Genomic DNA, 12895 nt, shown 5'->3' with positions numbered 1-12895 from the left:
TCGTCGTGATTGCCATACCCGCTGGCTGACGACGGTATGGCATCCAGACGTGCAATGAAATTGGCGAACTGCATTGCGAGCAGCACGGCTGGCATTGCGGCTTGCACGGATTCGAGTGATGGTACGTGGCGCTAATCTCATCAACATTGCCGAGCCAGCCATCTTCGTTGCCAATCATGCGAGTTATCTGGACGGGCTAGTGCTGCTGGCGGCGATTTCCGAATCGGTCGGCATCGTCGCAAAGCGTGAGCAGGCCCGCGCGCCGCTGCGCGGCCGCTTTCTTCGCGCGATCGGCGTTCGCTTCGTCGAACGTGTCGACTATCGGCGCATGATCGACGATGAAGCGTGTTTCGCCGGTGTGCAGATCCTCCCCGGAATATCGAACAACGGATGGAGACAGATATGAAGCCTTGCGGTTCGCTCCTAATATAAAGTGCTTTCTAATCAATATATTGCTGATTGCCCTTGGCGCCGGCGGTGCCGGTTCGCTGAACAAAGTTCCGCTTTTCTGATAAACCGTCCGCCGACCTCGTTGCTGTGCAGCCTTTGCCCAAGTTCGCGCGGCCGACCTGCCCGGTCGTCCGGTATCCGGTGCGCGAGCTGCTCGGCTTGGCCGATGCGGACATCGATCGGATCGCGGATATCGCCATTGACCACCTGTCTCGGTAGTTATGCCGAAGCAAACGTATGCGCTCGAGTCGGAGTCGTGCCAGCGACGTTTTCTGTTTGGGATTTGTTAACTTGATCGCCTATAACCCAAGTTGGGCACGTCTTCTGCGAGGGGACGTGCTTCATATGCGGTTTCATATTCCCACAGCGCCAGTGGTTGAAGCCGCCTAACAACGCGGCGAGTGAACCTCGCCTGTCAGCTTCGATTCTTGGACTCGGGGACCAGAAATGCCGCGTGCAACTACGGCACGAGGGCGAGCGTGCGCGTGCAAATCGACGTGTTCGTTTGCGGCCAGCGTACGTGAAAACCCTACGAGGCTTGAATATGAAGAAAGTACTTCTCGCGGAGCGCCATACGATCACGCGTGACGGAATTCGGTACATACTTCAAAGCACTGGCGAGTATCAGGTTGCTCGCGAGTTATCTGATGGTGACGCGCTGATTGAAACAGTGAGAGATGAAACATTCGACGTCGCGATTGTCGACCTCACGAGTATTGGCGCCAGGTCGGTCGAATTGATCAGTCAACTTGTGGACTGCGCCCCAAAGATGCGAATCGTCGCGCTATGCTGTAAGGCCGAACCGACTCGCGCGAAGTCAGTGTTCAGTGCCGGCGCCTTTGGTTTCGTCACCAAAGATTGCACTGCAACCGAGCTGGTGCATGCGATGCACTCCGTGCTAGCCGGGCATAAGTACATGAGCGCTCAGGTCGCGGAACGCATTGTGCGGATGATTGATATTCCTCCCGATGCACCGCGGCATTCTCGCCTGAGTGCTCGAGAAAACGATGTGCTCAAACGGCTCGCATACGGCGATGGTATTTCTGAAATTGCCAGGGATCTTGGCGTCAATCCCAAGACAGTCAGCACACACAAAGCACGCCTGCTCGAAAAGCTTGAACTGCACACTGATGCAGCGTTGATCCGCTACGCGGTCGAGCATCAAATAATCGAGCCAGACTAACTATGCCGGCATCCGATCTGAATTGCCGTCGGACGCGGAATTTCCAATGACTTTATGTGAAACCGACCTTTTGAGCCAAATCTGTCGTCCAGGCGTCGCTGTACCAGCATCAAAAAACTCACTCGGGGAAAACATGAACTGGTACCACACGATCGAGAGAGAATTAGTGCATGTGCAAAATGCAATTCAAATTCTCGAAGAAACGCGAGAACAGTTTCCGCCAGGAACAGTAATCAGCGAACCGAAGTACTGGTGCACGAGACTTCAGACTATCCGCGACTTGGCCGAGCGCCACAACCATCGAGAGCTCAGAACCAAAGCAAGCGAGTTGCTGGCCCGGGTCGAAAAGCTTCGGCGTTAGCAGGTCGCTTTATTCGCCAGTTTCACTGGCGTTGCATGGCGGCCTCGACTCATCCCGCCATGATATCCGAGGCGCTTATTTATTCAATTTATTTGCGGGATGTTGTACTAGTCCATCGCATCGATTCGTGCGTCGCCGCAGCGCGCGTTACCACGTCGTGCAGGCGGCAGATACAGCTTTGCTGCTACGGTGCTCGGTTCCGGAAAATCTTGCGTGCATCGGCAAAGCGGCGATTCGACGCGAGCGTCTCGACGCAGATTGTCAGGCGCCGTCGCCAGTTTGGAGGCTTGTCGCCCCATTCGGGCAGGTTGGCCTGCTCGGTTACGCCGAGGATGTCGTCGAGTTGCGCTACGACAAGGCGGCTTGCGCTGTCCGTGAGGAAGCGATGCAACGCGTCCGTGAACGCGGCAGGGTCGTCGGTTGGGCCATACCGTGCCAGCCGAGCACGCAGCGCCGCGAGCGTGTCGCAGCGTTCCGCCTTCGCGCGTTCACGCTGCTCGGGCGATGCGTAGAGGTGCAACGCGTCGCGACGCGCAATATCGGTCGCCAAAAAGAAGCCAGCAGTAGTCGGAAGATCGTGGGTCGACGTCATTGCCACAGTCAGGGGCTGGTAGTCCGACCCGTCCTTGAAGCTACCGTCCGGTTCGCGTTCGAACCACGCGACGCGAAAGCCGAATGTGCAAGCCTGCTCAAGCCGTTCTCGCAATGTTGGCGGTACGAGTCCAAGGTCTTCGCATATCACCATGCACCGATGCGATCTGCTGGCATTCGCGACGCAGCGCATCAATGAGTCGAAAGGGAATCGGACGTACGCTCCGTCGCGTGCCGAACGTCCGTATGGAATCCAGTACTGCCGCATCAGACCGACCGCATGGTCGATCCGGACGGCGCCCGCATCGTGCATCGCGGCAGACAGCAACATGTTGAACGGTGCATAGCCGACAGCTGCCAGCTTGCCCGGATGCCATGGCGCGATGCCCCAGCATTGGCCGCTGGGCGAAAACGCGTCCGGCGGCGCGCCAAGCTCTACGCCGTGAACGAGAAGGTCGGACCAACGCCATCCCTCCGTGCTGTCGAGGTCGGCGCCGACAGCGAGATCGGCTGCCAGACCGATCTGCATACCTGCCGTTCTGGCGCGTTGCGCCGCGTCATGCCATTGACCCCGCGCGATCCACTGCAGATACATGAAGAAATCGACGCGTGCCGCGTGCTTCAGCGCGAATTGCCGGACAGCGGGACTGTCCGGACGATGGTATTGAGGTGGCCATGCAGTCCACGGAATATGGCTTCCGGCTTCGCGGGAGAACGTCTCCGAAAGAACCTGAAAAACGGCATACTCCTGCAATGCTGCACCGGAGGCATCGCAGAACCTGCGATATGCGTCACCTTCGGGCGAGCGTGCCGGGCCCGACTCCCGTTCACGGAATGCTTCATGCAGATACGAAAGTGCGCGCAACTTCAGCGATGCCGCTGCGGCCAAGTCGATTGTGTCGGCGCGCTCCAGTCGCATCAGTTCGGTGCGAACATTGTCGCGATCGAGAAAACGCAGGTAGCCGGGTGGCGGCGTTTTGCCGGCGGCTCGAGGCACCGAAATCAGCAGCGGATTGAGCATGAGCCTGTCATCTGGCGAATACGGCGATGCCTGATCGGGACACGTGAGTCGCGGCGCATGCACCGGGCTCGACAATATGCCCGCGGCACCGACATGTGCAGCGGCCTGCGCGATTTGCGCGAGCGCGTCGTAGTCGCCGATGCCCCATGTCTCCCTGGATCGCAGAGCGTAGGTCTGGACAGACAATACCCATCGCCGCCCGCTGCCCCGTAGCGCCTCTGGCAGCCAGCATGTCGGAACCGTCGGAGCCGCCGGCGCTCCGGTATCGGCGCTCGCGTTGCCAGGCATTTCCAGCGCGCTCGCTAGCCGCGCGAGTGATGCGGCGGGCGCCTGGATGCGGGCGCCGGCAAGATCTGTGTATTCGGTCAGGATGCCCGCGTGGTGCACACGCTCGGCGAGTGCGGTCGATACGCCAAGCGAATGCGTGTCGGCTGGTATGAGTGCAAGCATTCCGCCGCCTTCAAGGTCGATCGCGGTGTGACCGGCATGCAGGACGGCGGCCGGTTGCGAGGCTGCCGAGCTGTCCAGCCACACCAGCCACGCACCATCGCGATGCGCAGGACAATCCGGAATCTTGAACGTTCGCGCGGCAGGTCCAGCATTCATCGCCAGATAGAGCCGCTCGGGACCGCCCGGTGTCGTGCGTGCGGGATCCACGAGCAGGATCGCGAGAGCCGGCTCGTGCGTCGCGTCCCAATCCGGACCGGTCATCGTGTGTCCGTCCGGGGACAGCCATGTGATGTCGCGGTGCGTATCCGCGCCGGCAATCGGGCGTCCGTCGAAGAATCGTGTCTGTCGAAGCAGCGTACCCGCGCGCCGCAAACGCGTTGCGGCGCGTACGATCGGGACGAGGTTGCGGGCGGGATCGTCGAGCGCCGACCAGTCGATCCAGCTCAACCGGGAGTCGTAGCAGTAGGCATTGTCGACGCCTTGCTGGCTGCGCGACAGCTCATCACCGGCAAGCAGCATTGGTGTGCCATGCGACAGGAGGAGCGTCGCAAGGCGCGATGCGCGTTGCCGGCGCCGATCCGCGGTGCCGACGACATGCGCTGGGGGGGAGAGCGGTGCTCGCGCGCCACTGTGCCCGGCGCCGGCGGTCTGGTCGGCCAGCGTCAGTCCGTCGTGTGACGCGACGTAGTTGATGCCGGCCTGTGGCGGGCGCCCGGATGTCGCGAACAGGTCGCTCGAGCCGGCGAATCGCGTGGCGCACTCGCGCCGGGCGCCGGGCTCCGCGCGCCAGAAGCGCGCGATGTCTTCGTGATACCGGTCGTTCCATTCGACGAACGGCGCGGGAAACGCACCGGCGAAGTTGCCTGGTGTGCCGAGATCCCACGGTTCGACGATCAGCTTGAGCGCCGACAAGTCCGCATCGGCGGCGATTCTGCGCGCGAGCGGAGCGTCCGTACGGAATTGGCCGTCCTTGTCGCGCATCATGGTTGCGCCGAGATCGAACCTGAATCCGTCGACACCGATATCGCACGCCCAGTAGCGAAGCGCCGCATGCACGAGCTCGACCACGGCAGGCACGGAAAGGTCGAGCGTGTTTCCGCATCCGGTGTAGTCGGCATAGCGCGCGGGCTGCCCGGGCATTGTCCGATAGTACGTGGCGTTGTCGAGCCCGCGAAAACCGAGTGTCGGCCCGCTCGTACCGAGTTCCGCTGTATGTCCGAGCACGATGTCCAGGATCACCTCGATGCCGGCGGCATGAAGTGCATCGATCGTCCTGACGAACTCGCCCACGTCGCCGTGCAGAAGGTAGTCGCGATGTATTGCGAATAGCGAGATCGGGTTATATCCCCAATAATTGCGCAGTCCGCGCTCGGCGAGGTCGGGTTCGTCGATGAAGGCGGTCGTGGGCATGAGTTCGACGGCCGTGATGCCAAGCGCGTGCAGATAGTCGATCAGAGGCGGTGTTGCCAGGGCGGCCAGCTTTCCGCGCAGCACGGCGGGAACATCCGGATGAAGCATGCTAAAGCCGCGTACATGCAGTTCATAGATCACCGTATCGCACCACGGCGTGGCTGGACGTGGTGGCCGTGCGTCGACTTGCTGCAGCGGGCGCGTGACGCGCGATTTGGGTACGTATGGGGCGCTGTCATGTGTGTTGGGCGTTGTGCCGCACACTGGATCGGTACCGCGTGCATAACCATAGACGGCATCGTTCCAGCGCATCTCGCCTGCTAGTTCGCGCGCATACGGATCCACCAAGAGCTTGTGTGGGTTGAAGCGGCGTCCGTCGGCCGGGGCATAGTCGCCGTGCGCACGATACCCATACACCAGTCCTGGCATTGCGTTCGGCACATAGCCGTGCCACACGTCGCCGGTTCTGGACGGCAGCGGGAGGCGTGCCAGTTCGTTCGACCCGGCCGGGTCGAACAGGCATACATCGAGGCGCGATGCGTGCTTCGAGTACACGGCAAAGTTGACGCCGTGCCCGTCCCAGTGTGCGCCAAGGCGGTCGGGTGTGCCGGTATCGATGACTGGGCGCGGCATCGTCGTGCAGTCTTCAACGGGACGGCGCCGCAAACACCAGCATGCCCAGCGGCGGCAAGGTGAGTTCGAGGCATTGCTGCTCGCCATGCCAGGGCTCCGGCTTGCTGGCCGACTGTCCGAGATTTCCTGCGCCGCTGCCGCCGTATTCTGCGGCATCGCTGTTCAGGATCTCGCGATAGGTGCCGGCATATGGTATTCCTACCCGATAGTGGGTGCGACACACGGGCGTCAGGTTGCAGACGGCCACGACGAAATTGTGCGGCGTGTCGCCGATGCGGCGCCATGCCAGCACGCCCTGCAGCCGGTCGGCGCAGTCGATCCAGCGGAAACCGTCGCTGCTGCAATCGCGCCGATGCAGGCACGGAACAGTACGATAAAGGTGGCCGAGATCGCGGACCAGGCGAAGCACTCCCGCATGCCCGGGATCGTCCACGCACGCCCAGTCGAGTTCGCTGTCGTGATCCCATTCTCGCGGTTGCCCGAATTCGCTGCCCATGAAGAGCAGCTTCTTGCCTGGGTGCAGGAACTGAAACGAGAGGTAAAGGCGAAGGTTCGCAAAGCGCTGCCAGCGATCGCCGGGCATCTTGGACAGCAGTGATCCCTTACCGTGCACGACCTCGTCGTGTGAGAGCGCCAGGACGAAGTTCTCCGTCCACGCATAAAGGATGCCGAAGGTCAATTGATCGTGATGAAAGCGTCGATGGACCGGGTCGCGTCGCATGTAGGCGAGCGTGTCGTTCATCCATCCCATGTTCCACTTGTAGTCGAAGCCGATCCCGCCGGAGTCGACCGGCCGGCTCACCATCGGCCATGCGGTCGAGTCCTCTGCGATGGTGATCGCGCCGTGCGGCGCCTCAAGACGGACGGTGTCGTTGAAGCAGCGAAGAAACGCGACGGCGTCGAGGTTCTCCCTGCCGCCAGAGGAATTGGGGATCCATTCATGGGCTGCGCGATCGTAGTCGAGATACAGCATCGACGCGACCGCGTCGACCCGCAGTCCGTCGATATGAAATTCGCGTAGCCAGTAGAGCGCATTGGCAATCAGGTAGTTGGCCACCTCGGCTCGGCCGACGTTGAATACCAGTGTGCCCCACCGGTGGTGCACACCCATGCGGGGATCCTCGTGTTCGTAGAGGCAGGTGCCGTCGAATCGGGCGAGACCGTGCGCATCGCGGGGAAAATGACCCGGCACCCAGTCCAGCAGGACACCGATACCGGCCCGGTGGCATCGGTCGATGAAGCCGCGCAGGGCATCGGCTGTGCCCCAGCGGCGCGACGGCGCGAACGGCGACACGATCTGGTAACCCCAGGAGCCAGCGAAGGGGTGCTCTCCGAGCGGCATCAGCTCGATGTGCGTGAAGCCCAGATCGAGCACATACGGGATCAGCGCGTCGGCGAGATCGTCGTAGGAATACGCCCGGCCGTCAGGGTGCCGGCGCCAGGAGCCGGTGTGAACCTCATAGACGGAGATCGGCGCATCCGGTCGCTGGCGCATGTGACGGCTTTCCATCCATACCGCGTCGGTCCAGCAAAACGCCGACGGCTCGCACACGCATGATGCGGTCTCTGGTGGCACTTCTGCAAACTGAGCGAACGGGTCGGCTTTGAGCATCACGATGCCGTCGCGGGTTCGCACCTCGTACTTGTAGAGCGTTCCGGGGCCGACACCCGGCATGAAGCACTCCCATACGCCGCACTCGGCACGGCGCCGCATGACGTTCACGCGCCCGTCCCAGTCGTTGAACGGGCCGACCACGCTGACCCGTTGTGCATTGGGCGCCCAGACGGCAAAGGTCGTGCCGTCGAGACCGCCATGACGGCAGGCGTGCGCACCGAGATGCCGATAAGCATTCCAATGCCGCCCTTGCGCGAGCAGATGGCAATCGAGGTCGCCCAGTACCCGCGGCGCGGCATACGGGTCGTCGAGTTCGTATTGGCCGCCTTCCTCGTGTACGCGGAACCGGTACCGAAACGGGCCACCGGGGGCAGCGAACTTGCCGGCATACAGGCCACCGTCATCGATTCTGTCCAGTGCTCCCAGCACGTTTCCGGTGTCGCGATCAACCAGATCGACTCGCCTCGCACGAGGCAGGAAGCAGCGCACCGTGACGGTGTCTCCAACCGCGTCCGGATGCATGCCGAGGATCGCGAAGGGGTCGGCGTGCTCACCGGCCAGCAGCAGCGACGCGTCGCCTGGCGTGATGAGCGTGCGGCGCGAAGCAGAGGGCCTATTGTGGCGATCGTCGATATGCATCGCAGCATCGCGTTTCATGACGGGGTTCCGATGGCGTCGCGCGTCGGCGCCGCAATGCCTCAGGACGGGTTCAGTCTATTCCGCGCGGGCAGCCAAATGCACCGTGCCTTGTTCGGCACCGGCGTCGTCACATCGTCGAACCGGGAGGCTACCGCCTGTTTGACACGAGTCAACGATTTGCCGGTACGAGCGCGCGAAAGTAGCAGCAGGCGGGCAGCTCATGGCGTGACAGGAGTCCGGAATGAAAATCTTCGAAGGAGACACGTTTGGCCGGCAGCCACTGTTGCCGGCGATGGGCCGCGCGCAACGCATTCTTTTTGTCTCGGCGGAAGCATTCCCGCTGGCGAAAACGGGTGGATTGGCGGACGTCTGCGCCGCGTTACCGAAGGCGCTCGCCCGACTCGGTTGCGATGTGAGATTGTTGGTTCCGGGCTACGCCGACGCGTTGGGGCAACTGTGCGATCCACGTGTCGTCACCGAACTGAGGGACCTGTTGCCGGGTACGGACGTTCGTCTGATCGCTGGTACGCTGCCCGGGACAGCGCTGCCGGTACTGCTCGTCGATTGCCCGGTGCTGTACTGTCGTCCGGGTGCCCTGTATGTCGATGCAGAGGGCCACGACTGGGCAGACAATGCGCGGCGCTTCGCGGTGTTGTGTCACGCCGCGGCAAAGGTGGCGCTTGGCCGGGGCGGTGACGGATGGCGGCCGGACGTCGTGCATGCCCATGACTGGCACGCCGGACTCGTGCCGCTCCTCCTGCGCCGGTCCGGGCCATCGGCGCCCCCGAGCGTATTCACGATACACAACGCCGCGTTCCAGGGAAATTTCCCGTTGTCGGAGGCGGATTCGCTTGGCCTGCCGGCCGACGTTATCGGTGTCGACGGAATCGAATTTTACGGACAGCTTTCTTTCCTGAAAGCTGGTGTGCGCTTCGCCGACAAGCTCACGACGGTGAGTCCCGGCTATGCGCGCGAGATCCAGGAGCCGGAGTACGGATGTGGCCTGGAAGCGCTGTTTACGGCACGTGCCGACGATCTGAGCGGCATCATGAACGGAATCGACACCGAGCTCTGGAACCCGGCGGCGGATCCACTGCTGCCGTATGTTTACTCGATTGATGACACAAGCGGCAAGGCCGCGTGCAAATCCGCGCTGCAGCACGAGATGGGCCTCCGGTTCGACCCGCAGGCGCCGCTCGTCGCGAGCGTTTGCCGCTTGACTCACCAGAAAATGTCGGACGTGCTCCTGCATGCGCTGCCGCAGATGCTCAACCAGCATCCGCGACTGCAGGTCGCGATTCACGGGCGCGGAGATCGCGAACTCGAGGCAGGATTCCTCGCGCTCGCGGCGGGACGGGACGACGGGAGGCTGGCCGTCCACATTGGCTACGACGAGGGGCGGGCGCATCGTCTGCAGGCCGGTGCCGACATTCTGCTACAGGGGGCCAGATTCGAACCGTGCGGCCTTACCCAGCTTTACGCGATGCGTTACGGCACGATTCCGATCGTGACGCGTATAGGCGGCTTGGCGGATAGCGTCGTTGATCATGATGGTGCCTTCCGCGAAGAAGGCGCGACGGGCTTTACGTTCGATCACCCAACCTGTGATGCGATGCTCGGTGCGCTTCATCGCTGCTTGGACCTGTATGCAGCGGATCCGGCTGCATGGTCGACGCTTTGCCGATTCGTGATGTCGCGCGATTCGGGGTGGTCGCGGTCTGCGATGACCTATCTGAATCTGTACGGCAAGCTAGCCGCAGCCAATCAGGCCTACCCCGTCGCGGCGGTCGAGTTGCCGGCGCGAGCGTGGACCGACGTCTCAACGACCCAGGCCACGGCACCACGGCAACCACGTATGGCGACGGTACGCGAGGAGCGTAAGGGTGCGATGCCGCTCATGGCAGATGGCTGGCAGCGGGGTTGACCGGGCGGGATTGTTGCCGCCGTCGATGACGATGAAATCATGTTCGCTTTTCCGGCCCGGCCGTTGCCTCAATCGCTTGAAGCGCTGACCGAACTCGCGCTCAACCTGCGCTGGACCTGGAACCATGCGCTTGATGAACTGTGGAAAGCGATCGATCTCGAGCTATGGGAGCGTACCGGTAACCCGTGGATCATTCTGCAAAACGTGTCGCAACGTCGACTGGATGAACTATGCGTCGACGAGCGATTCAACACGACGCTCGTCTCGACCCTTTCGGATCTGCGAAGTTATATGCGGGACGAGGGATGGTGGCACACGCGGGAAGCGCCGGACGGTATCAGGCCGGTCATCGCATATTTCAGTATGGAGTTCGGCCTCAGTGAAGCGTTTCCGCTGTATGCGGGGGGGCTTGGTGTGCTGGCGGGTGATTTTCTGAAGACGGCGAGCGATCTAGGGATACCGCTGATCGGTATCGGTTTGCTGTTCCGTGAAGGGTACTTTCGCCAGGGTATCGACGCAGATGGGTGGCAGCGCGAAGCGTATCCGTATAACGATCCGACGAGTCTGCCGATACAGCCGGTCGTCGAGGCTGACGGCGCGTGGCTGAAGGTTCGGCTCGAATTGCCGGGGCGTTCGCTGTTCCTTCGGGTGTGGCAGGCGATTGTCGGGCGCACCAAGCTCTATTTGCTCGACAGCAACGACCTGCTCAATCGTGTAGCCGACCGGGCGATCACATCAAAGCTTTATGCGGGCGGCGTGGAAATGAGGCTGCTCCAGGAAATGTGCCTCGGCGTCGGGGGCTATGCAACGCTCGATGCGCTGAACTTGCACCCGGACGTGTGTCACCTCAACGAAGGGCATGCGGCGCTTGTCGTGCTGGAACGGGCACGGCGCTTCATGATGCAGGCCGGCTGTACATTCCGCGACGCGTGGTGGGCGACTCGCGCCGGCAACGTTTTTACTACACATACGCCGGTTGCAGCCGGCTTCGACCGATTCCCGCCTGCGCTGGCCCTTGCCTATCTCGGCCAGTACGCGCACGACTTCGATATCGCACCGCAGGCGCTGCTGGCGCTGGGCCGAATCGACCGCTCGGACCCTGCGGAGCCGTTCAACCTCGCGTGCCTGGCTATGCGGGGAGCTGCGCAAACCAACGCCGTGAGTCGCTTGCATGCGGACGTCACCCGCGCCATGTTTGCAACACTGTATCCGCGCTGGCCAACGGTGGAAACGCCGATTTCGTACGTGACAAATGCGGTCCATGTTCCCACCTGGGATTCGGCGTGGTCCGATGCCTTATGGACGGACGCATGCGGCAAGGCACGCTGGCTGGGCGCCACGTATGACCATGCAAACGCGATTCTGGCCACGAGCGATGAAGCGCTATGGGCGCTGGCGGGCGAACAGCGGCGGGATCTCGTGCGTTTCGCGCGTGAGCGTCTTGCATGGCAACTCGGACAACGCGGGGAGCCTCAGGAAAAGGTCGCGGATGCATCGCGGGTTCTGGATCCGAACATTCTGACGATTGGGATCGCGCGCCGGTTTGCCGGCTACAAGAGGCCGAACCTGCTGCTGACCGATCCAGCGCGCCTGGAGCGGCTGCTGACGAATGAGCCGCATCCTGTCCAGTTGATTGTCGCGGGCAAGGCGCATCCCGACGATAGCGAAGGGAAGACGCTGATCCATGCATGGTTCAACTTCAGTCATATTCCACAATTGCGGAATCGGGTCGTATTTCTTGAGGACTACGATATCGCGATTGCCCAGCAACTCGTCCAGGGAGTGGATGTCTGGGTGAATACCCCGCGTCGGCCTTGGGAGGCTTGCGGCACGAGCGGCATGAAAGTGCTCGTCAACGGCGGACTGAACGTCTCGTCGCTAGACGGGTGGTGGGCGGAAGCTTATCGGCCCGATCTCGGCTGGGCGATCGATTCGAGTTCCGACGGAACCGATGACGAGGACGCGTCGCATCTGTATGAACTTCTGGAGCGCGAGATCGTGCCGGCATTTTACGGGCGCGACGAACTGGGTATTCCGCGCGAATGGGTGAAGCGCATGCGGGCGAGCATGGCGGAATTGGCACCTCGATTCAGCAGCAACCGGATGCTGCGTGAATATCTGGAAAGCTACTATCTCCCTGCTGCTTCCGTGTTCCGGAACCGGTCGCGTAATCGCGGTGAGGTGGCGCGCGAGCTTGCCGCGTGGGAAGCGAATCTGGAGTCGCGATGGCACGAGCTGCATTTCGGATCGTTGAGCAGTTGCCGGGAAGGTGACGAATGGCGCTTCTGCCTGCCGGTATATTTTGGCGAGGTTCCTTCAGAATGGTTGCGAGTCGAACTATTTGCGGACAATGTCGATCACGGTGCTTCGGAATGCTGGTCAATGGTCCGGGGAGAGCCGATCGCGGGGTCAATGCACGGATATATCTTTCGGGCGTCGGTCAAGACGTCGAGACCGGCCGAACACTACACGCCGCGAGTGCGCGCGAGTCGCGAGGGCGTGTTCGCGCCGTCGGAGATCGCTGCGATTGCGTGGTATCGATAGCGCGCTGTGACCTGCGGCAGCAATGCCATTCGTGCCAGTCACGGACGGATTTCGGTACCGGTCGCCCGTCGTTC

At 62.1% G+C, this 12895-nt stretch carries 7 protein-coding genes and 1 pseudogene; 6 read left to right on the top strand and 2 right to left on the bottom strand.

Features of this window, described 5'->3' with window-relative positions; translation table 11 throughout:
* The first annotated feature begins 118 nt into the window (after window positions 1–118).
* The 4 genes and pseudogenes from DM992_RS43330 to DM992_RS40295 all read left to right on the top strand — a co-directional run bounded on the left by DM992_RS43330 (window position 119) and on the right by DM992_RS40295 (window position 1994).
* A complete protein-coding gene (locus tag DM992_RS43330) occupies window positions 119–406 on the top strand; it encodes a 1-acyl-sn-glycerol-3-phosphate acyltransferase (protein WP_239511592.1) in 288 nt (95 codons plus the stop codon).
* A gap of 167 nt (window positions 407–573) precedes the next feature.
* Window positions 574–669, top strand: a pseudogene (locus DM992_RS43325) (phage virion morphogenesis protein); the annotation flags it as partial.
* Window positions 670–994: 325 nt separating this feature from the next.
* Entirely contained in the window at window positions 995–1633 is a 639-nt protein-coding gene (locus tag DM992_RS40300; protein WP_111021989.1) for a response regulator transcription factor, read from the top strand.
* 133 nt (window positions 1634–1766) lie between these two features.
* A complete protein-coding gene (locus DM992_RS40295) occupies window positions 1767–1994 on the top strand; it encodes a hypothetical protein (protein ID WP_111021808.1) in 228 nt (75 codons plus the stop codon).
* A gap of 184 nt (window positions 1995–2178) precedes the next feature.
* Here the strand turns inward: DM992_RS40295 and malQ are convergent, their stop codons facing one another.
* On the bottom strand, window positions 2179–6186 hold the full coding sequence (gene malQ, locus DM992_RS40290) for a 4-alpha-glucanotransferase (RefSeq protein ID WP_111021807.1): 4008 nt from the start codon (window positions 6184–6186) through the stop codon (window positions 2179–2181).
* Window positions 6113–8371 (bottom strand): 1,4-alpha-glucan branching protein GlgB, encoded by a 2259-nt coding sequence (gene glgB / locus DM992_RS40285; protein WP_111021806.1) that lies wholly within the window; start codon window positions 8369–8371, stop codon window positions 6113–6115. Before glgB ends, malQ begins: the two co-directional genes overlap by 74 nt.
* A gap of 223 nt (window positions 8372–8594) precedes the next feature.
* Here glgB and glgA point away from each other — a divergent pair, with 223 nt between their 5' ends.
* Together glgA and glgP are read left to right on the top strand one after the other, a co-directional pair.
* Complete coding sequence (glgA, locus tag DM992_RS40280; RefSeq protein WP_239511591.1) at window positions 8595–10277, top strand: glycogen synthase GlgA; 1683 nt, start codon at window positions 8595–8597, stop codon at window positions 10275–10277.
* 39 nt (window positions 10278–10316) lie between these two features.
* Window positions 10317–12821 (top strand): alpha-glucan family phosphorylase, encoded by a 2505-nt coding sequence (glgP, locus tag DM992_RS40275; RefSeq protein WP_111021805.1) that lies wholly within the window; start codon window positions 10317–10319, stop codon window positions 12819–12821.
* Window positions 12822–12895 lie beyond the last annotated feature (74 nt).

It is taken from the genome of Burkholderia sp. JP2-270, from assembly GCF_003233675.1.
Lineage (GTDB): Bacteria > Pseudomonadota > Gammaproteobacteria > Burkholderiales > Burkholderiaceae > Burkholderia > Burkholderia pyrrocinia_C.
Note: the sequence above shows the minus strand (reverse complement) of the source record. Positions and strands in the feature narration are given on the sequence as shown.